The sequence below is a fragment of the Nocardioides sp. T5 genome (assembly GCF_048161455.1).
Taxonomy (GTDB): domain Bacteria; phylum Actinomycetota; class Actinomycetes; order Propionibacteriales; family Nocardioidaceae; genus Nocardioides.
Genome location: NZ_CP182415.1, coordinates 4,232,284 through 4,250,178 on the forward strand (window position 1 = coordinate 4,232,284; position 17,895 = coordinate 4,250,178).

The 17,895-nt window shown below is 72.8% G+C and carries 17 protein-coding genes; 10 read left to right on the forward strand and 7 right to left on the reverse strand.

Annotated elements, in window-relative coordinates:
- Positions 1–122 precede the first annotated feature (122 nt).
- From ACNKF0_RS20720 to ACNKF0_RS20745, 6 genes are all read left to right on the forward strand, one after another.
- Positions 123–1,997 carry an acyl-CoA dehydrogenase gene (locus ACNKF0_RS20720; protein ID WP_416954676.1) on the forward strand — a complete coding sequence of 625 codons (1,875 nt, stop codon included), beginning with the start codon at positions 123–125 and terminating at the stop codon, positions 1,995–1,997.
- 184 nt (positions 1,998–2,181) lie between these two features.
- The gene (locus ACNKF0_RS20725; protein WP_416954677.1) at positions 2,182–3,051 is read left to right on the forward strand and encodes an ABC transporter ATP-binding protein; all 870 of its coding nucleotides are present in this window, start codon (positions 2,182–2,184) and stop codon (positions 3,049–3,051) included.
- The gene (locus tag ACNKF0_RS20730; protein WP_416954678.1) at positions 3,048–3,860 is read left to right on the forward strand and encodes an ABC transporter permease; all 813 of its coding nucleotides are present in this window, start codon (positions 3,048–3,050) and stop codon (positions 3,858–3,860) included. The genes ACNKF0_RS20725 and ACNKF0_RS20730 overlap by 4 nt, the downstream gene beginning before the upstream one ends.
- Complete coding sequence (locus tag ACNKF0_RS20735) at positions 3,857–4,915, forward strand: sensor histidine kinase (RefSeq protein ID WP_416954679.1); 1,059 nt, start codon at positions 3,857–3,859, stop codon at positions 4,913–4,915. Before ACNKF0_RS20730 ends, ACNKF0_RS20735 begins: the two co-directional genes overlap by 4 nt.
- Positions 4,912–5,517, forward strand: a complete 606-nt coding sequence (locus tag ACNKF0_RS20740; RefSeq protein ID WP_299931393.1) for a response regulator transcription factor — start codon at positions 4,912–4,914, stop codon at positions 5,515–5,517. The genes ACNKF0_RS20735 and ACNKF0_RS20740 overlap by 4 nt, the downstream gene beginning before the upstream one ends.
- Before the next feature lie 93 nt (positions 5,518–5,610).
- A complete protein-coding gene (locus ACNKF0_RS20745; RefSeq protein WP_416954680.1) occupies positions 5,611–5,733 on the forward strand; it encodes a hypothetical protein in 123 nt (40 codons plus the stop codon).
- A gap of 83 nt (positions 5,734–5,816) precedes the next feature.
- Here the strand turns inward: ACNKF0_RS20745 and ACNKF0_RS20750 are convergent, their stop codons facing one another.
- Positions 5,817–6,029 (reverse strand): DUF6458 family protein, encoded by a 213-nt coding sequence (locus ACNKF0_RS20750; protein ID WP_299931395.1) that lies wholly within the window; start codon positions 6,027–6,029, stop codon positions 5,817–5,819.
- A 190-nt stretch (positions 6,030–6,219) separates the two neighbouring features.
- On the opposite strand from ACNKF0_RS20750, the gene ACNKF0_RS20755 reads away from it, so the two are divergent.
- Both ACNKF0_RS20755 and ACNKF0_RS20760 read left to right on the forward strand, forming a co-directional pair.
- Complete coding sequence (locus ACNKF0_RS20755; RefSeq protein WP_416954681.1) at positions 6,220–7,056, forward strand: maleylpyruvate isomerase family mycothiol-dependent enzyme; 837 nt, start codon at positions 6,220–6,222, stop codon at positions 7,054–7,056.
- A complete protein-coding gene (locus tag ACNKF0_RS20760; RefSeq protein ID WP_416954682.1) occupies positions 7,053–7,979 on the forward strand; it encodes an oxidoreductase in 927 nt (308 codons plus the stop codon). The genes ACNKF0_RS20755 and ACNKF0_RS20760 overlap by 4 nt, the downstream gene beginning before the upstream one ends.
- Here ACNKF0_RS20760 and ACNKF0_RS20765 read toward each other — a convergent pair.
- From ACNKF0_RS20765 to ACNKF0_RS20780, 4 genes are all read right to left on the reverse strand, one after another.
- Positions 7,976–9,478 (reverse strand): hypothetical protein, encoded by a 1,503-nt coding sequence (locus tag ACNKF0_RS20765; protein WP_416954683.1) that lies wholly within the window; start codon positions 9,476–9,478, stop codon positions 7,976–7,978. The genes ACNKF0_RS20760 and ACNKF0_RS20765 overlap by 4 nt on opposite strands.
- Before the next feature lie 75 nt (positions 9,479–9,553).
- Positions 9,554–9,817, reverse strand: a complete 264-nt coding sequence (locus ACNKF0_RS20770; RefSeq protein WP_416954684.1) for a hypothetical protein — start codon at positions 9,815–9,817, stop codon at positions 9,554–9,556.
- A 699-nt stretch (positions 9,818–10,516) separates the two neighbouring features.
- The gene (locus tag ACNKF0_RS20775; RefSeq protein WP_299931400.1) at positions 10,517–11,749 is read right to left on the reverse strand and encodes a fatty acid desaturase family protein; all 1,233 of its coding nucleotides are present in this window, start codon (positions 11,747–11,749) and stop codon (positions 10,517–10,519) included.
- Between the two features lie 34 nt (positions 11,750–11,783).
- Positions 11,784–12,914: a ferredoxin reductase gene (locus tag ACNKF0_RS20780; RefSeq protein ID WP_416954685.1), complete on the reverse strand. Its 1,131-nt coding sequence runs from the start codon at positions 12,912–12,914 to the stop codon at positions 11,784–11,786.
- Positions 12,915–13,017: 103 nt separating this feature from the next.
- Here ACNKF0_RS20780 and ACNKF0_RS20785 point away from each other — a divergent pair, with 103 nt between their 5' ends.
- Positions 13,018–14,199: a helix-turn-helix domain-containing protein gene (locus ACNKF0_RS20785; RefSeq protein ID WP_416954686.1), complete on the forward strand. Its 1,182-nt coding sequence runs from the start codon at positions 13,018–13,020 to the stop codon at positions 14,197–14,199.
- Positions 14,200–14,370: 171 nt separating this feature from the next.
- On the opposite strand, the gene ACNKF0_RS20790 is transcribed toward ACNKF0_RS20785, so the two are convergent.
- Positions 14,371–15,858: an amidohydrolase gene (locus ACNKF0_RS20790; RefSeq protein ID WP_416954687.1), complete on the reverse strand. Its 1,488-nt coding sequence runs from the start codon at positions 15,856–15,858 to the stop codon at positions 14,371–14,373.
- A 32-nt stretch (positions 15,859–15,890) separates the two neighbouring features.
- Positions 15,891–17,129 carry an amidohydrolase family protein gene (locus ACNKF0_RS20795; RefSeq protein ID WP_416954688.1) on the reverse strand — a complete coding sequence of 413 codons (1,239 nt, stop codon included), beginning with the start codon at positions 17,127–17,129 and terminating at the stop codon, positions 15,891–15,893.
- A gap of 85 nt (positions 17,130–17,214) precedes the next feature.
- On the opposite strand from ACNKF0_RS20795, the gene ACNKF0_RS20800 reads away from it, so the two are divergent.
- Positions 17,215–17,868 (forward strand): hypothetical protein, encoded by a 654-nt coding sequence (locus ACNKF0_RS20800; RefSeq protein ID WP_299931405.1) that lies wholly within the window; start codon positions 17,215–17,217, stop codon positions 17,866–17,868.
- The last annotated feature ends 27 nt before the right edge of the window (positions 17,869–17,895 follow it).

Consider the following 17,895-nt stretch of genomic DNA (forward strand, 5'->3'; position numbering starts at 1 on the left):
GATTCCGGCGTTCATGTTGCGTCGGGGCCGATCGCGAGGCATCCTTTAGTTACCGGTGAGTAGAACTACTCAGTAGCGCTCGCCCCCGAGACCGCAGACCCGCACAGGAACAGGTGGAAGCTGTGAGCCACTACAAGACCAACCTCCGCGACATCGAGTTCAACCTCTTCGAGGTGCTCGGCCGGGACGCCGTGCTCGGCACCGGACCGTTCGGCGAGGTCGACGGCGAGAGCGCGCGCGAGATCCTCCGCGAGGTCGAGCGCCTCTCCCGCGAGGACCTGGCCGCGTCCTACGAGGACAGCGACCGCAACCCGCCCGTCTTCGACCCGGCCACCCACACCGCTCCCGTGCCGGAGTCGTTCAAGGCCAGCTACCAGGCCTGGATGGATGCCGAGTTCTGGCGCCTGCAGGTCTTCGAGGAGATGGGCGGCACCCCGGCCCCGTCGTCGCTCATCTGGGCGATCGGCGAGATGGTGCTCGGCGCCAACGCCCCGGTGTGGATGTACGCCGCCGGCCCGGCGTTCGCCAACGTCGTGCACCGCAACGGCAACGACCGCGACAAGGCCGTCGCCCAGCACATGGTCGACCGCCAGTGGGGCTGCACCATGGTGCTCACCGAGCCCGACGCCGGCTCCGACGTGGGCGCCGGCCGCGCGAAGGCCGTCCCCAACGAGGACGGCTCGTGGAACATCACGGGCGTCAAGCGCTTCATCACCAGCGCCACCCACGACATGAGCGAGAACATCATGCACCTCGTCCTCGCGCGCCCCGAGGGCGTCGAGGGCGTCGGCGGCCCGGGCACGAAGGGCCTCTCGCTCTTCTGGATGCCCGAGCACCACTTCGACCCCGAGACCGGCGAGCTCACCGGTGAGCGCAACGGCGTCTACGTCACCAACGTCGAGCACAAGATGGGCATCAAGGTGTCCAACACCTGCGAGGTCACCTTCGGCGACCCGCAGGTCGGCGGCGGCGAGCCCGCCAAGGGCTGGCTGCTCGGCGAGGTCCACGACGGCATCGCCCAGATGTTCCAGGTCATCGAGAACGCCCGCATGATGGTCGGCACCAAGGCCATCGCCACGCTCTCCGCCGGCTACCTCAACGCCCTCGACTACGCCAAGGAGCGCGTCCAGGGCGCCGACCTCACCCAGGCCGCCGACAAGACCGCGCCGCGCGTCACGATCACCCACCACCCCGACGTACGCCGCTCGCTGATGACGCAGAAGTCGTTCGCCGAGGCGATGCGCGCGCTGGTGCTCTACACCGCCACGTGGCAGGACCAGGTGATGATCGCCGAGCACGAGGGCACCGCCGACTCCGACGAGGCCCGCCTCGCCGCCGCGGTCAACGACCTGCTGCTCCCGATCGTCAAGGGCTACGGCTCCGAGCGCTCGTGGGTGCTGCTGGGCACCGAGTCGCTGCAGACCTTCGGCGGCTCCGGCTTCCTGCAGGAGTACCCGATCGAGCAGTACGTCCGCGACGCCAAGATCGACACCCTCTACGAGGGCACCACCGCGATCCAGGGCCAGGACTTCTTCTTCCGCAAGATCGTCAAGGACCAGGGCCGCGCGCTGGGTCACCTCGCGAAGGAGATCGAGGGCTTCATCGCCTCCGAGGCCGGCAACGGTCGCCTCAAGAACGAGCGCGCCCTGCTCGCCACCGCCCTCGAGGACGCCAACGCCGTCGTCGGCCACATGATCAACGACCTCATGTCGTCGGCCGAGGAGCTGCGCAACATCTACAAGGTGGGCCTCAACACCTCCCGCCTGCTGATGGTGCTCGGCGACGTCGTGTGCGCCTGGCTGCTGCTCCGGCAGGCCGACGTCGCGCTGGAGAAGCTGGCCGGCGACGTCTCGGACAAGGACAAGGCGTTCTACGAGGGCAAGGTCGCCGCCGCCCAGTTCTTCGCCCAGACCAACCTGCCGAAGATCAGCGCCGAGCGCGCCATCGCCGAGGCCACCACCCTCGAGCTGATGGACCTCGACGAGGCGTCCTTCTGATCGTCTGACCCGCCCGCCGGGTTGGTCCCGGTAACTGGTCGAAACTGTCACTCCCGCCCCCACTGATGGGGGCGGGAGTGCTGCTTTCGGGCAGTTACCGGGCGAGCAGCCGATGACAGGTGTCACGGGAGGGTCGTGACACTTCGGCGAGGGACGCGAGGCCGTACGACGGCACGCTGGACGCATGATCACCCCAGCCATCCATGCCACCGGACTTCGCAAGGCCTTCCGCTCGACCGACGGCACCCCCGTGGTCGCGGTCGACGACGTCGACCTGACGGTCCGGCCGGGCGAGATCGTGGCGTTCCTCGGCCCCAACGGCGCCGGCAAGACCACGACGGTCGACATGCTGCTCGGCCTCACCGCGCCCGATGCCGGCACGATCGAGGTCTACGGCACCTCACCGGCCGACGCCGTACGGCAGGGGCGGGTGTCCGCGGTCATGCAGACCGGCGGCCTGCTCAACGACTTCACCGTCCGCGAGACGGTGCGCGCCATCGCCGCGCTGCACGGCCGCTCGGACCGGGTCGAGGTGGTGCTCGAGCGCGCCCGCCTGACCGACCTCGCCGGCAGGCGCGTCGAGGCGTGCTCGGGCGGCGAGCAGCAGCGGCTGAAGTTCGCGCTCGCCCTGCTGCCCGACCCCGACCTGGTCGTCCTCGACGAGCCGACGACCGGCATGGACGTCGGGGCGCGGCAGGAGTTCTGGCGGGCGATGCGCGAGGACGCCGCCCTGGGCCGCACCATCGTCTTCGCCACCCACTACCTCGCCGAGGCCGACGAGTTCGCCGAGCGCACCGTCCTGATGAACCACGGCCGGATCGTCCACGACGCCCCGACCACCGACGTGCGGGCGGCGTACGGCGGGCGCACCCTCACCTTCCGTCCGCCGGCCCACGTGGTGGGCACGGACGGGATCGACGCCGCCTGGCTGGACCGGGTGCGCCGCGCCCTCGAACCCCTCGGCGTCACCGACCTCGACGTCTCCGCCGCGAGCCTCGAGGCCGCCTTCCTCGCCCTGACCGCCGAGCCCGAGCTCGAAGGAGCCACCCGATGAGCACCGAGATGATCACCACGACCCTCACCGACCCGCGTGCCTCGGACGGCGTACGCGCCACGCCCCGGCCGGAGATGATCACCTATGCGCGCCTCGACCTGCGCCGCCAGCTGCGCGACCGCATCGGGATGTTCTTCGTCGTGGGCCTGCCGACCTTCATGTTCCTCGTCTTCGGCATCGGCTCCGACGACCCGGTCGGCAGCGGCAATGTCGCGATGTACGTGATGATCTCGATGGCCGCCTACGGCGCCGTCACCGCGACCACCAGCGTCGCCGGGAGCGCCGCGACCGAGCAGGTGATGGGTTGGGGCCGCCAGCTCGGCCTGACGCCCATGCGGCCGGTCGCGTTCGTGGCGGCCAAGGCGGCCGTCGCCATGGCCGTCGCCGCCGTCCCGGTGATCGCCATCTTCGCCATCGGTGCCGCCACCGGCGCGAGGGGGCACTGGTCGGACTGGGTGCTGTCCGGCGCCCTGGTGTGGCTGGGGTCCGCCATGTTCGCGGTCTACGGGCTCGCGATCTGCCTGGTCGTCCGGGGCAGCAACGCGGCCAGCATCGCCTCGGGGATGATCGTGGTGCTCGCCTTCCTGGGCAACGTCTTCACGCCGATGAGCGGCTTCATGCTCGACCTCGGCCGGTTCACGCCCCTCTACGGGTACGTCGCCCTGGCCCGCTTCCCGCTCACCGACGGGTGGCTGCCGGTGGCGGGCCGCGACCCGCTGTGGCTGCCGGTCGCTAACGTGCTCGCGTGGACGGTGATCTTCGGGCTGGTGGCCCTGTGGGGCGTACGCCGGAGCCGGGCGCGCACGTGACAGCGACGCCGGACCCGACGCCGCTGCCGGACAACCCCTGGGAGAAGTGGGGGTGGGCCTTCGCGGCCATCTGGCTGGTCTTCCTCGCCTTCCCGATCATCGCGGTCGTCGAGTCAGAGGTGGGCCTGCCGGCGAAGGTCTTCGCGATGCTCTGCATCGCCGGGTTCGCGGTGGCCAACGTGCTCGGCTACTCCTCACGGCTCAGGCCGTGGTGGGCCCTGGGCCTGATGGTCGCGCTGGCACTCGCGACGGCACCCGTGATCGGGATCGGGGTCATCTCCTTCACGCCCTACCTCGCGATCCTGTCGGCGCTCCGGCTGCCGAGCCCGGCCTGGAAGTGGGCCGTGGGGCTCTGGGCAGCCTTCCCGGTGCTGTCGCTGCTCGACATCGACGGCTTCCCGACCTTCTTCTTCCTCATGCTGTGGCCGATCATGATCGGCGGCGTCATGCTGCGGCTCTTCGGCGAGCGGGAGTACCTCGCGAACGCCGCCCTCCGCGAGCACGTGGTGGTCGTCGAGCGCGAGCGGGTGGCCCGCGACGTGCACGACGTGCTGGGCCACTCGTTGACCGCCCTGTCCGTGAAGGCCGAGCTCGCCGCGCGGCTCATCGACATCGACCCGGCCCGCGCGAAGCAGGAGCTGGAGTCCATCCAGGCCACCGCGCGGCAGGCGCTGGCCGAGGTACGGGCGACGGTCGGCGGGCTGCGCGCCGGCAACCTCGAGGCCGAGCTCGCTGCCGCGCCCCGCGTGCTGGCGGACGCCGGCATCACCACGACCGTCGACGGCACGGTCGCCGACACCGACCCGCGTCACCGGGCGCTGCTGGCCTGGGTGCTGCGCGAGGCCGTCACCAACGTCGTACGCCACTCGCGGGCGCGCTCGGTGCGCATCGAGCTCGGCCCGGCCGGCATCGTCGTGGTCGACGACGGCCGGGGCTGCGACGGCGCTGAGGGAAACGGCCTGCGCGGCATGCGCGAGCGCGTCACCGGGGTGGGCGGCACCCTCGACGTCGGACCGGCCACGCCCGGCACGCGGGTGGAGGTGGTCCTGCCGTGATCAGGCTGCTGCTGGCCGACGACCAGGCCCTCGTGCGCGGCGCCCTCGCCGCGCTGCTCGACCTCGAGTCCGACCTCGAGGTGGTGGCGCAGGTCGGCCGCGGCGACGAGGTCGTCGACGCCGCCCGCGCCTCGGGCGCCGAGGTCTGCCTGCTCGACATCGAGATGCCGGGCCTCAACGGCATCGACGCCGCCGCGGCCCTGCGACGTGAGCTGCCCGGCGTACGGTCCCTGGTCGTGACGACCTTCGGCCGGCCCGGCTACGTCCGCCGGGCCATCGAGGCCGGCGCCTCGGGCTTCGTCGTCAAGGACACCCCGGCCCGGCAGCTCGCCGACGCCGTACGACGGGTCCACGCCGGCCTGCGGGTGATCGACCCCGACCTCGCCGCCGAGTCGCTGATCGACGGGCCGAGCCCGCTCACCGGCCGCGAGCGCGAGCTGCTGACGTACGCCCTCGACGGGTCACCGGTCTCCGCGATCGCCGCACGCGTGCACCTCTCGGAGGGCACGGTCCGCAACCACCTCTCGGCCGCGATCGGCAAGACCGGGGCCACCACCCGCAGCGAGGCCGCGCGGATCGCGCAGGAGCGCGGCTGGCTGTAGGCCCCGGATCCGGTCGGAGGTTCCGCGTCACGGATCGGGGGCGGCGACGTCTCCTCTTCGAGGACGCCGGGCCGACGGACGGGTTGCAGAAACATGGAGATCGACTGCGTGACGCCGTACGAGCAGGAGGTCGTCTTCAGCGTCGCCTTCTGGCAGGGGTGCGAGCGCGAGGCCGCCCAGCTGCTTCGAGGTCTGACCGGCGTCGACGACGAGTAGGTCGGCTGCGGTGCGCCGTGGGGAACCAGACGCACCCGAATCGGGGCGTTCGAGGTGCCGTTGGTTCCCCGGACGGAGCCGCCTCAGACGTCCCGGCGCTCCTCGACGTGGGTGGTCTTCGAGCGCTGGTTGTTCATGACCAGGCCGAGCACGAGCGCGAGGACGCCTGCGATCACCAGGATCCAGCCGACGGTGGCCGGGTCCACGACCTCCTGGACGGAGTCGGGGAACTCCTTGACCGCGAAGAGGAGGATCAGGCCGATGACGAGCAGCAGGATGCCGAGTCCCATTCCCATGACGACTCCTTCGTGAGGCGGTGCGGGCGCGGCCACCGGGTCCGGCCGCTCCCGCCAGCGTAGGGGCGCGAGGCGCGGAAGTCCGGTACCCCCGCGCCCCGGGCGACGTCCCGGGTGCTCCGTCCGACGCATGCGTTCAGGTGAGGCACCGTGCACGCACCTGTCCCCGCCTCCCCCTACGCTCCTGTCCATGACACAGCCCGGCGACGTCCCCACCGACCAGGACAGGCTCGCCGCCCTCGTCGCGATCTGGTGGGGGGCGATCGACTCCTTCACCCGCGTGCTGGAGCACGTCGCCGACGACCAGTGGTCCGCCCCGACCGACCTGCCCGGGTGGGACGTCCGGGCCGTCGCGGCCCACACCGCCCACCTCGAGGCGCTGCTGGCCGGGCGACCGCACGAGGAGGTGGAGATCGGTGATGCGCCGCACGCGCACGGGATGATGGGCCGCTTCACCGAGCAGGGCGTGCTGGCCCGGCGTGACGAGACCCCCGACGACCTCATCACCGAGATCCGCGAGTCGACGACCGCCCGCCACACCCAGCTCCTGGCCGACCCGCCCACCGACGCCTCGGCGCCCGCACCGGGCGTCTTCGGCGCGATCGGCTGGACGACCGGCCTGCTGCTGCGCAACCGCCCGCTCGACGTGTGGATGCACGAGCAGGACGTGCGCCGCGCGCTGGCGATGCCGGGCAACCTCGACTCGGCAGCGGCGATCCACACGGCCGACTACCTCATGGAGAGCCTGCCCTACGTCGTCGCCAAGCGCGCGCAGGCGCCGGTCGGGTCCGTCGTACGCCTCGAGGTGGCCGACCACGCGCCGATGACCGTGGCCGTCGGCGAGGACGGTCGTGGTCGTCACGCCGAGCCCGAGGACGGCGAGCCGACCACCATCCTCTCCATGGAGCGCGAGACCTTCGTCCTGCTCGCCGGCGGGCGGCGCACCGCCGCCGCGGACGACGTACGCCTCACCGGTGACACCGAGCTCGGCGAGCGTGTCGTCGCCTCGCTCGGCGTGACGCCGTGAGCGGCGCCTGGACGCCTGCCGACATCGGCGACCTGACCGGCCGCACGGCCGTCGTCACCGGGCCGACGCTGGGCGGGCTCGGCTTCCACACCGCGCTCGAGCTCGTCCGTCAGGGCGCCCGCGTGGTGCTCGCCGGTCGTACGCCGGACAAGCTGGAGGCCGCGGCCTCGGCGCTCGCGGCCGAGGTGCCCGGCGCGGCGACGGAGGCACTGGTCGTCGACCTGTCCGACCTCTCGTCCGTACGGGCGGCGGGCGCTGCGGCCACGCGCTTCGGGCCGATCCACCTGCTCGTCAACAACGCCGGTGTCATGGCTCCGCCGCTGAGCCGCACGACCGACGGGTTGGAGTCGCAGATGGCGACCAACCACTTCGGGCCGTTCCTCCTCACCGGGCTGCTGCTCGACCAGCTGGCCGCATCGGGCGACGGTCGCGTCGTGACGCTGTCCTCGCAGATGCACCGCGTCGCACGGTCCGCCCCGGTCGGCGATCCGCGGACGCCGCGCCGCCACAGCAGGTGGCACACCTACGGCCAGACCAAGCTCGCCAACCTGCTCTTCACCTTCGAGCTCGACCGCCGGCTCCGGCAGGCCGGGACACCGGTGCGTGCGCTGGCCGCGCACCCGGGCTTCGCCGGCACCCACCTCGCCGTCAACGGCCAGCTCGGCACCACCCGCGGGCGTCGGGCGGCGATCCTGGACGGCGCGGTCAAGATGGTCTCCCAATCCGCCGAGGCGGGCGCCCGGCCGACGCTGATGGCCGCGACGGCCGACCTCCCGGGATCGACCTACGTCGGGCCGAGCGGTCCCGGTGAGGCGTCCGGCCCGCCCCAGGTCGTCGGCACGGCACGGCTGGCGCGCGACGAGGTGGCGCAGCGGCGGCTGTGGGAGACCAGCGAGGAGACCGTCGGGCTGGCCTGGCTCTAGCGGCGGTCGTGCACCCGCACCAGGCCGGCCCTCGTGCCGAGGTAGGCCGAGCCGTCCCGGCCGAGCACGACGGACGAGCGACCGCTCCCGGCGAGCAGCCCGGTGCCGGCGCGCACGCCCCAGCGCCTGCGGCCGGAGTCGGCGTCGATCGCCGTCAGGTACCACGCGCTGACGCCGGTGACCGACGGCCGCTTGGCCCAGGCGTAGATCAGCCCGTTGGGCCGGCTGATCACGGCACCGGACGACGGGGACACCGCGTCGCTGGTCCAGGTCACCGCGCACCCGTCGTCGACGAGGTCCACCCGGGCGACGCCCGCGCCCGCCGTGAAGCCGAGCACCGAGCGGCGCGATGACGCGTAGCCGGCGTCGTTGGCGACCACGACCCCCGCGCCGAGGTCGGCCAACGTGCTGCGGGTGGCGCCCTCCCCCTTCTCGAACACGGACTGGCGGCACACCGTCCGTCCGTCGTCGCGGGCGAGGAACCGCACCCCCAGCCGGTCGTCGACCTCGTCGGTGATCGCGACCGTCCCGCGGTCGAGCAGCACCGGCGCCGAGCCGCTCACCCCGTCGTACTCACTGCGCCAGGTGGGCTGCGGCGTGCCGTCGCCGCCGACCACGAGGCGGTGCACGGCCTCGTCGGTGACGACGTACGCCGCCCCCGCGTCGACCGCGACCTCCTGACCGACCTCCTCGCCCAGGTCGACGACGCCGACCTGGCCGGTCGCGGGGTCGATCGTCCCGACGAGCCCGGCGTGGGAGGCCCACCAGATGCGGCCGGAGAAGTCGGGCGCGACCGAGACGAGGCAGTCGCCGTAGGGCACGTAGGGCTTGAGGTCCCACGTGGCGTCGATCCCGAGGTCGGGCTCGCCCTCGCGGGACGTCCGCACGGCCAGCACCTCGCGGTCACCGGTGGGGGCCACGGCCCGTTCGGCGTCGTCGAGGTAGAGGGACTCTCCGTCGCAGGGTGAGCCCTCGCGCAGGTCGGGCAGGTCCTGCGACGCCACCGGCCGCAGGGTCTGGGGGTCGACGACACGCAGCGTGCGGCTGTCGCCGGCGGCGCAGAGCGCGACGAGGAACCCGGGCGTGGTCTGCTCGAGCCGGCCACACCGCTCGAGGCCGAACCACGCCGTGTCGACCTCGGGCTGCAGGCCGAGCGGCCCCGGACGGTCCGCCGGCTCGCCCGCGGAGCGATGGGGGTTGGCCGGGACCTCCTCGGCCGCCACCGGGTGGGGCGAGGCCGGGCGGCCGACGTACGACGGACCGGCCCAGGCTCCAGGGGCGGGTGGGATCGGCAGCCATCCGTCGGGGACGACCACGGCCGCGAGGCCGAGGGCCGCGACGACACCGGCCGTCCAGGCCATCACGCGGCGACTGACGTGGAGGTTGTCCTGCACCCACCAACGGATGCGGGGGACGGCGAGGAGCGCCGCGGCGAGGACCAGGACGACCGGTCCCTGCGCGAGCCACAGCAGCAGCACCGCGCCGACCAGCCAGAACACCGGGCGACTGTAGGTGAGTCACACGCGTCCCACCGGGAGGCGCATCGGGGACCACCCCGATGCGTGCGTCACACGTCAGTCAGCAGGAGGGCGGGGCAGGGGCGCGGTCACGGTGAGCTCGGCGAAGAAGCCCTGGCCGCCACCGCTGCGCAGGAACACCCGGGAGCGCCGGGGTGCTCGCCGGCGGGCGTGCGGAGCCTCGTGGATCGGGATGACGTCGGCGTCGTGGCCCTCGTCGGCCTCGGCCGCGGGCCGGGCGACCAACGAACCGGTGAACTGCTCGAGCGACTTGATGCGGCCGGTGAGATCGATCCCCTGGGTGTCTCGGTCGTGCTTCATCGGCGGACTCCTTCTGTCTCCACCTGACGGCCCCCCACGGGCCGCCTGAGAAGCACAGTAGGAGCGGCGCCGACGCACTTCCTTTACTCATGGAAGTCTGCGCGAAGCCTTCGGGAGACGGTCCAGACCAGGCATGTCGAGTCCTCGGGATCCTTGACCGGCGCTCCGGTCAGGGCGCCGCCCGACACCCTGCAGGCAGTTCGCGCGCCAGCGCCCGAGCCTCACGCTCAGCCGTGCGCGGCGAGCCACGAACTGCCTGCATGGTGCTCATGCAGAGGTGACCAACGAGCGCACCGGTCCCGGACGCACGAGAGCCGGAGGCCGTGCGACGCATGTCGTACGACCTCCGGCCCGGACCGGCACTCCCCTGTGCTGTCGGTCTGGCGTTCTCAGGAGACCGGCTGGCGCACCGTGGACCCCACGTCCACGGCGCCGCGCGGCCGCGGCACCGACGGCCGCGCCTCAGCGCTGACGTCGTTGCCGGGCTCTCCCACGGAGCCGATGCGGATCATCGGGCCACGCCCGATGCGCCGGTCATCCTGATGGTGGTGCTCGTGGTCATCTCGTCCTCCCCGTGTCGAGTGCTCACGACAAGAAGGATGCTCTGGGCGCCGATCTGATACATCCGTGTTTCTACCGAGGTCCAGACCAGTCGCCGGGCACGGCCGAGGGTGGCCGCGCCACGGCGCCACACCAGCCTCAGGCGGCGGCCCGGGCCTCGCTCTCGAGCTTGCGGCCGAGCAGGCGGCGGGTGCGGCGGTCGCCGGTGGCCATCTTGTAGAGGATGGCCAGCTGCTGGGGCGCGTTCTTCTTGTTGGTCGTCGCGAGCCAGCCGTTGGGCAGCGAGAGGCGGACGACCTTGTGCCAGGCGGAGTAGACCTGCTGCGGCATCGGGCGCGCGCAGTAGGTCAGGTCGTACTTCTCGAAGAGGGCCTGCACCTTGGGCGCGACCTCGGCGTAGCGGTTGGACGGCAGGTCCGGGAAGAGGTGGTGCTCGATCTGGTGCGACAGGTTGCCGGTCATCAGGTGGAGGAACTTCGAGCCGGAGATGTTGGCGCTGCCGAGCATCTGGCGGACGTACCACTCGCCCTTGGTCTCGCCCTCGATCGAGCGCTTCTCGAAGGTCTCGACGCCCTCGGGGAAGTGGCCGCAGAGGATGACGGAGTTGGACCACAGGTTGCGCACGACGTTGGCGGTGAAGTTGGCCGCGAGGGTCGGGAGGAAGGAACCGGTCGGGATCGACAGCGCCGGGTGGACGACGTAGTCCTTCGTCGCCTGCTTGCGGATCTTGCCGAGGACGGCCTTCACGCGGCGGCGGAACTCGGGGTCCTTGGTCTGCTTCTTCTTGATCACCGCGCCGAGCTCGAGGTCGTAGGCGGCGATGCCGTACTCGAAGAAGACGGCGTTGATGAAGCAGAAGACCGGCTGGGCGAGCGAGGCAGGGGTCCAGGTCTGGTCCTCGTCGACGCGCATGATGCCGTAGCCGAGGTCGTTGTCCTTGCCGATGACGTTGGTGTAGGTGTGGTGGAGCTCGTTGTGGCTGTGCTTCCACTGCTCGGCCGGCGAGGCCATGTCCCACTCCCACGTCGAGGAGTGGATCTTGGGGTCGCGCATCCAGTCCCACTGGCCGTGGAGGATGTTGTGGCCGATCTCCATGTTGTCGAGGATCTTGGAGATGCTGAGGCCCGCGGTGCCGAGCACCCACGCCGGGGGGAACGCGCTGAAGAGCAGCACGGCGCGCGAGCCGAGCTCGATCTTGCGCTGGGTGTCGATGACACGCCGGATGTACGCCGCGTCGCTCGCGCCGCGGCTGTCGATGACGTCCTGGCGGATGGCGTCGAGCTCGATGCCGATCTGCTCGATGTCGGCCTCGGTGAGGTGGGCGATCGGGTTGGTCTGGCCGAGCACGGCCTTCTTCTGCACGGTGGTCATGGCGCTCTCCTGGGGGTGTCGGGGAGGTCGGGTGTCAGTGGTCGATGTGGCACGGGCCGGCGGCGGCGTTGATGCAGGTCTGCACCTTGAGGTCGCCGGTCTCGCCGGGCACGGCGGTGGTGATCGCGCCGTTGCGGAGGTCGCGCACGCTGCCCTCGCGCAGGGGGATGACGCAGCCCATGCAGATGCCCATCCGGCATCCGCTCGGCATCAGCATCCCGGCGTCCTCGGCGGCGTCGAGGATGGGCGTCGCACCGTCGAGCTCGAGGGTGGTGCCCGAGCTGAAGGTGACGGTGCCGCCGTCGCCGGGCTCGACGCGGGCGGTGCGGAACTGCTCGGTCGTCAGGCTCAGGCTGGCCTCGTCGTGGTGGGCGGCGAGGGCGTCGAGCAGGCCGGCCGGCCCGCAGGCGAGCGTGGCCCGCTCGGCGAGGTCGGGGACCAGGTCGGCCAGGTCGGCGACGTCGAGCACGCCGTGCTCGTCGTCGTAGCGCGCGACGAGGCGGATGGCGCCGGCGGCGTCGAGCGCCTCGAGGTCGCGGATGAAGATCGAGTGGGGGTGGCTGGGTGCGACGTGGACGACGACGATGTCGTGCACCTCGCTGCGGGGCAGCCGGAGGACGCCCTCGTCGGTGCTCGGGAAGAGGTTGCGGAGCATGCCGATGACCGGCGTGATGCCCGAGCCGGCGGTGACCATGAGGAACTTGCCGCCCTCGGGCGGGAGCACGAACTCGCCGGCCGCCTGCTCGAGGTGGACCAGCGTGCCGGGCCGCGCCTCGTGGACGAGGTGGTTGCTGACCAGGCCGTCGGGGACGGCCTTGACGGTGATCGAGATGCGACCGTCGCGACGCGGGCCGTGGGTGAGCGAGTAGGCGCGCCACTGGCGTACGCCGTCGACGTCGATGCCGATGCGGAGGTACTGGCCGGGCACGTGGCCGGCCCAGTCGGCACCGGGACGGATGACGATGGTGGCCGCGTCCGCGGTCTCCGGGTGGACCGACTCGATGCGTCCGCGGAGGTCGGCGCCGGAGCGCAGGGGCGCGAAGAGGTCCATGAAGTCGGCCGGCAGGTAGGGCGTGGTGGCGGCCTCGGCGACCCGGACGAGCTGGTCGCCCAGTCGCCTGGTGCGCGTGGCGCCGCGTGCCGGCGGCTCGAGAGTCGTGCTCATGACACCAAATCTCGCTGATCGCCAGCAGATCTTCCTGCTCCCCGCACGTGAATCGGGGCTAGACTCTTGTTCGCAGCGAACAAAACCGACCTCAGGAGTCCCGATGGTCACTCGCCCTGTGCGCCCCGCCACACAAATACAGACGATCGTCGGTCTCGACCCGAAGGTAGCGGCCGCGCTCCGGTCGCACCTCGCCGAGGTCGCGGACAGCGCCGTGCTCACGATCGTCGACGAGGTGCCCAGCTATGCCGGCGCGTGGAGCGGCCGGATGGGCGAGGTGATCCGCAACGCGGTGCAGCTCGCGCTCGGCGGCTTCCTGACCCTCGCCACCCGCCAGGACGCGGACGCGCCCAAGGCGCCGGCCATCGAGGGTGCCTACCAGCTCGGTCGCGGCGAGGCGCGCAGCGGCCGGACGGTCGAGGCGCTGCTCGCGGCGTACCGGATCGGCGCCCGCGCCTCGTGGCGCGACATGTCGGGCGTGGCCGTGGAGGCGGGGGTCGACTCCGGACAGCTCGCGAAGTTCGCCGAGCTGGTCTTCGCCTACATCGACGAGCTGTCGGCGGCCTCGGTCGCCGGGCACACCGACGAGCTGGAGAGCAGCGGCCGCATGCGCCAGCGCAACCTCGAACGCCTCGCGAGGGCCCTGCTGACCGACGCACCCGCCGACGCCGTCGCGGCTGCGGCCGAGCGCGCGGGCTGGGAGCCGCCCGGGTCGCTGACCGCTCTCGTGCTCCCGGAGTCGCAGGTCTCCCACGCCCTGACCGCCCTCGACCCGGGCACCCTCCAGCCCAGCGACGACGTCCCGGGGCTGCCGGAGGGCCACGCCTCGCTGCTCGTGCCCGGCACCGGGTCGGCCGCGGCGCGACGTACGTTGCTCCGCGCGCTGCGCGGCACCGACGCGGTCGTCGGCCCGGGCGTGCCCTGGCTGGAGGCAGCGGCGTCGTACCGCCGGGCCCTGCGCTGCGCCGCACTCGACCTAGACGGGCTCGTCGACTCCGACGAGCACCTCGCCTCGCTGGTGCTCGCCGCCGACGCCTCCGCCCGGGAGGACCTGCGCGCGCGGGTGCTCGCCCCGCTCGCCGACCTGCGCCCCTCGACGGCCGAGAAGCTCACCGACACGCTCCGCAGCTGGCTGCTCCACCACGGCCGCCGCGACGCCGTCGCCGAGGAGCTGTTCGTGCACGCCCAGACGGTGCGCTACCGCGTGGGCCAGCTCCGGGAGATCTACGGCGACCGGCTCGAGGACCCGGCCTTCGTCCTCGACGCCACGCTCGCGCTCGCCTGACCGCCGCCGACGACGAGCGGTGCGTGGCGCAGGTTCTGAGCGCTGAGAACCTGCCTCACCCACCGCTCGTACGCCGCCCGCCGAGGAGCGGTGCGTGGCGCAGGTTCCGGCCGTGCAGAAGCTGTCTCACGCACCGCTCACGGTGTGGCGGACGCGGTCTGACCGCCGACCTCAGTCCCTGACGTACGCCGTCTCCCCGGCGACCCAGGTCACCGCGACGCGGTCGGCGAAGGACCGGAGGCGGGCGGCGTGCTCGCGCTCCGAGGGGCCGTCGAGGGGGTCGGCGTCGAGAAGGACCAGGTCGGCGGGATGACCGGCGGCGACCGTGCCCCAGCCGTCGGTGGACGCGGCGAGCGCCTCACGGGCGGTGATCGACTGCTCGGGGTGCCAGGGCTCGCGGTCGTCGCCGGAGCGGTGCACGGCCGACGCGACCGCCAGCCACGGGTCGAGCGGGGACACCGGGGCGTCGGAGCCGAGCACGACGTCGACGCCGTCGTCGAGCATCCACCGCAGCGGGAAGCACCGCTCCGCGCGACCGGGCCAGAGCCGCTCGGTCACGTCGCGGTCGTCGAGGAGGTGGGCGGGCTGGACGCTGGCGCGCACGCCGAGCCGCGCCATGCGGCGTACGTCGTCGCGGGTGGTCAGCTGAACGTGCTCGATGCCGCCGCGGGCGCCGGTCTCCTCGAAGGCGTCGAGGGCCTCGGTGACCGCGCGGTCGCCGATGGCGTGGACCGCCACGTCGAGCCCACCGGCCGCCGCCCGGGCCAGCAGGGCGCGCAGCTCCTCGGGGGCCTGGTTGGGCTGTCCCTCCTCGAAGCCGGGGACGGCCTTGTCCGCGTAGGGCTCGCAGCACCAGGCGGTGCGGGTGTTGAGCGACCCGTCGCTGATGATCTTCAGCGGCCCCATCGTCAGGCGCGGGTCGTCGGCCAGCGGGTCACCCGAGCGCAGCCCGCGGGAGAGCACGTCGTCGAGGCCGTCGGCGTAGCAGGCGTGGCGGATCCGCAGGAGGTCCGCGCCGCCCGCCCAACGAGCCGCCCAGTCCGCGACCCCGCCGCTGAACTCGAGGTCGACCAGCCCGACCACGCCCTGCGCGGCCGCAGCCTCCATCGACCGGCGGTAGGCGTCGGGGCCGGTGCCGTCCTGACCCAGCACCGATGCCAGCCGGCCGTAGGCCATGAACCACTCCGCCTCGCTGACCACGCTGTCGCGGATCGGCAGGGCGAGGGCGTAGAGCGCGACCGTGTTGAGCCAGCCGTGGTGGCCGTCGCCGGCGATCAGCACGATCGGCTGCTCGGTGTCGAGGGCGTCGAGGTCCGACACGGTCGGCATGTCGGGCCACGCGGTCGGCCGGTGCCCCCAGCCGATGACGGGCAGGTCGGGCCACTCCTCGAGCCGCTCCCGGACGAGAGCCACCGCCTCCGCGCTCGACCGTGCCCCGCCGAGGTCGAGGCGCGCGGAGGCCAGGGTCCACTGACCCAGGTGGACGTGCTGGTCCCACAGCCCCGGCATCAGCCAGCGGCCGCCGGCGTCGTACGACGTCTCGTCCCCGCCGGCCAACGTCGGTCCGACCTCGACCACGCGGGCGCCGTCGAGGCGCACGTCGACAGGACCGGGGACGGCCTCGGTGACCGCGACGAGGCGGGCGTTGCGGATCAGCATGGCGTCACGGTAGGACGTGGCGGCGGTCGCGGTCAGGACTGGGGCAGGTCGACCGCCACGCCACCCACCCAGACGGAGGTGGGCCGCCCCAGCGCCGTCACGTCTGCGGCCACGTCGCCGTCGACCACCAGCAGGTCGGCGAGGCGCCCGGCGGCGAGCCGCCCGGCGTCGACACCGCAGTCCTCGGCGGCCACCGAGGTGGCGGTCGCGAGCGCCTCGTCCACCGGCCAGCCGCCGCGGACCAGCTCGGCGATCGAGCGCCACAGGTGACCGTGCGGCTTGGCGGGCATCGCCCCGGCGTCGAGCCCCGACACCACCCGGATCCCGTGGTCGCGCAGCTTGACGGAGTTGGCCGCGGCGCGGGCGAGGTGCTCGTCGCGGTCGGTGATGCCGATGCGCTCGAGCATCTCGAGGACGTGCGGTGGCATCGCCGACACGGGCGGGAAGCGCGAGGCGTCGTTGCCGAGCGTGGGGCACACGGTCGCCCCCGCGGCCGCGACCCGGTCGAGCAGGGCCACGGGCGGGTCCGTCGCGCCCTCGGCCATGCAGGTGAAGTGCTCCAGCCCGTCGACCCCCGCGCCCAGGGCGACCTCCGCGCCGATGACGGAGTGCGCGTGGGCGACGACCCGCAGCCCGGCCGCGTGGGCCGCCTCGACCATGCGGCGCAGCGGGACCACGTCGAACTGGGCGCCGAGCTGGTCGCTGCCGGGCGTCAGGAAGCCGCCGCTCGCCATCACCTTCACCAGGTCGACGCCGCGCCCGGCTCGCTCGACCACCGCACGGTGCAGCGCGCCGGGCTCGTCCGGATCCACGTCGCCGCCGAGGAACCAGCAGTGCCCCAGGGGGATCGTGATCGGCGGCCCCGAGGCCACCACCCGGGGCAGCCCCTCGCCCTCCCGCCCGCGGTGGTCGAGCACGCGGTAGGCCACGTCGCCGAGGTCGCGGACGCTGGTCACGCCGGCCGCGACCTGGGCCCGCAGGCTGCCGGTGATCACCTCGTCCACCGCGGCGGCGGCCGCCGTGCCGGCCCACTCGAGGCTCCCCGGCGTACCCGGGAAGGCGCCCGAGGAGACGAGGTGCACGTGGCAGTCGACCAGCCCCGGCAGCAGCGTGCCGGGGACCTCGGTGACGGGTACGTCGTCCGCTGGCCGGAAGGCGGCCGCCTCCACACCGACGACCCGGTCGCCCTCGACCAGCACCGTCGCACCGCCCGGCAGGAACCGCTCGCCGTCGAACGCCCGTGCTGCCCGGACGGCCCACCGCGTGACCATCCCCCGATGGTGCGCCCCGGTGGCGGCCGGCGCACCGCGCGCGGCTGGTGGACCAGACCACCCGGCCGACTGACATGATGGAAGCGTGGAGTGGCGGGGGCCTGTAGCACTGGTCGCGCTCCTGGCGATCGGCGTCGGGGGCGGTTTCGCCGCGTCCGCACAGACCCGGGGCGGCTCGATCGGCGCCGGCGTCCCGTCCCCGGTGCCCGCGCAGGCACCGGAGATGCCGGTCGAGGCCCCGAAGCCCCCGACCCCCGACCCGGACGACCCGGCCCTCGAGCCCGACATCGCGATGAAGCCGGCCACGCTCGGCACCGGCAAGTTCGAGATCACCTTCCCCGCCCCCGTCGGCTGGACGACCAACGCCAGCGCCAGCAACGAGTGGAAGTGGAAGAAGCCGGGCACGTCCAACAACACGTACGTGATGCGGATCGAGCAGATCAACAGCCAGGACATCACGATCGAGGACGCCATCAACATCCGGATCGAGCGCCTCCGCGAGGAGCAGGACGACGTCTTCATCGTCGACCGCGGCGCCGAGACGCTCGAGTACACCTACCGCAGCAACGAGGGCAACGCCCGGCACAGCTTCATGCGCTGGCTCGACCTCGACGCCAGCGGCCAGGCCGACGTCGAGATCGTCGTCCACGGCCGCGAGCGCGACGTGGCCGGCACGCAGGACCTCATCCGCCGGGTGGGCGACGGCATGCAGGGGGCGGGCGGCGGGCCTGTCGGCTGAGCCCACCCCCACGCGCTAGATTGCGCC

What these genes read in the sequence shown, in the direction of transcription:
- ACNKF0_RS20725 (WP_416954677.1), top strand. Translation starts at nt 2,182, where the DNA reads ATGATCACCCCAGCCATCCATGCCACCGGACTTCGCAAGGCCTTCCGC.
- ACNKF0_RS20730 (WP_416954678.1), top strand. Translation starts at nt 3,048, where the DNA reads ATGAGCACCGAGATGATCACCACGACCCTCACCGACCCGCGTGCCTCG.
- ACNKF0_RS20745 (WP_416954680.1), top strand. Translation starts at nt 5,611, where the DNA reads ATGGAGATCGACTGCGTGACGCCGTACGAGCAGGAGGTCGTCTTCAGC.
- ACNKF0_RS20750 (WP_299931395.1), bottom strand. Translation starts at nt 6,029, where the DNA reads ATGGGAATGGGACTCGGCATCCTGCTGCTCGTCATCGGCCTGATCCTC.
- ACNKF0_RS20755 (WP_416954681.1), top strand. Translation starts at nt 6,220, where the DNA reads ATGACACAGCCCGGCGACGTCCCCACCGACCAGGACAGGCTCGCCGCC.
- ACNKF0_RS20770 (WP_416954684.1), bottom strand. Translation starts at nt 9,817, where the DNA reads ATGAAGCACGACCGAGACACCCAGGGGATCGATCTCACCGGCCGCATC.
- ACNKF0_RS20775 (WP_299931400.1), bottom strand. Translation starts at nt 11,749, where the DNA reads ATGACCACCGTGCAGAAGAAGGCCGTGCTCGGCCAGACCAACCCGATC.
- ACNKF0_RS20780 (WP_416954685.1), bottom strand. Translation starts at nt 12,914, where the DNA reads ATGAGCACGACTCTCGAGCCGCCGGCACGCGGCGCCACGCGCACCAGG.
- ACNKF0_RS20785 (WP_416954686.1), top strand. Translation starts at nt 13,018, where the DNA reads ATGGTCACTCGCCCTGTGCGCCCCGCCACACAAATACAGACGATCGTC.
- ACNKF0_RS20790 (WP_416954687.1), bottom strand. Translation starts at nt 15,858, where the DNA reads ATGCTGATCCGCAACGCCCGCCTCGTCGCGGTCACCGAGGCCGTCCCC.
- ACNKF0_RS20795 (WP_416954688.1), bottom strand. Translation starts at nt 17,129, where the DNA reads ATGGTCACGCGGTGGGCCGTCCGGGCAGCACGGGCGTTCGACGGCGAG.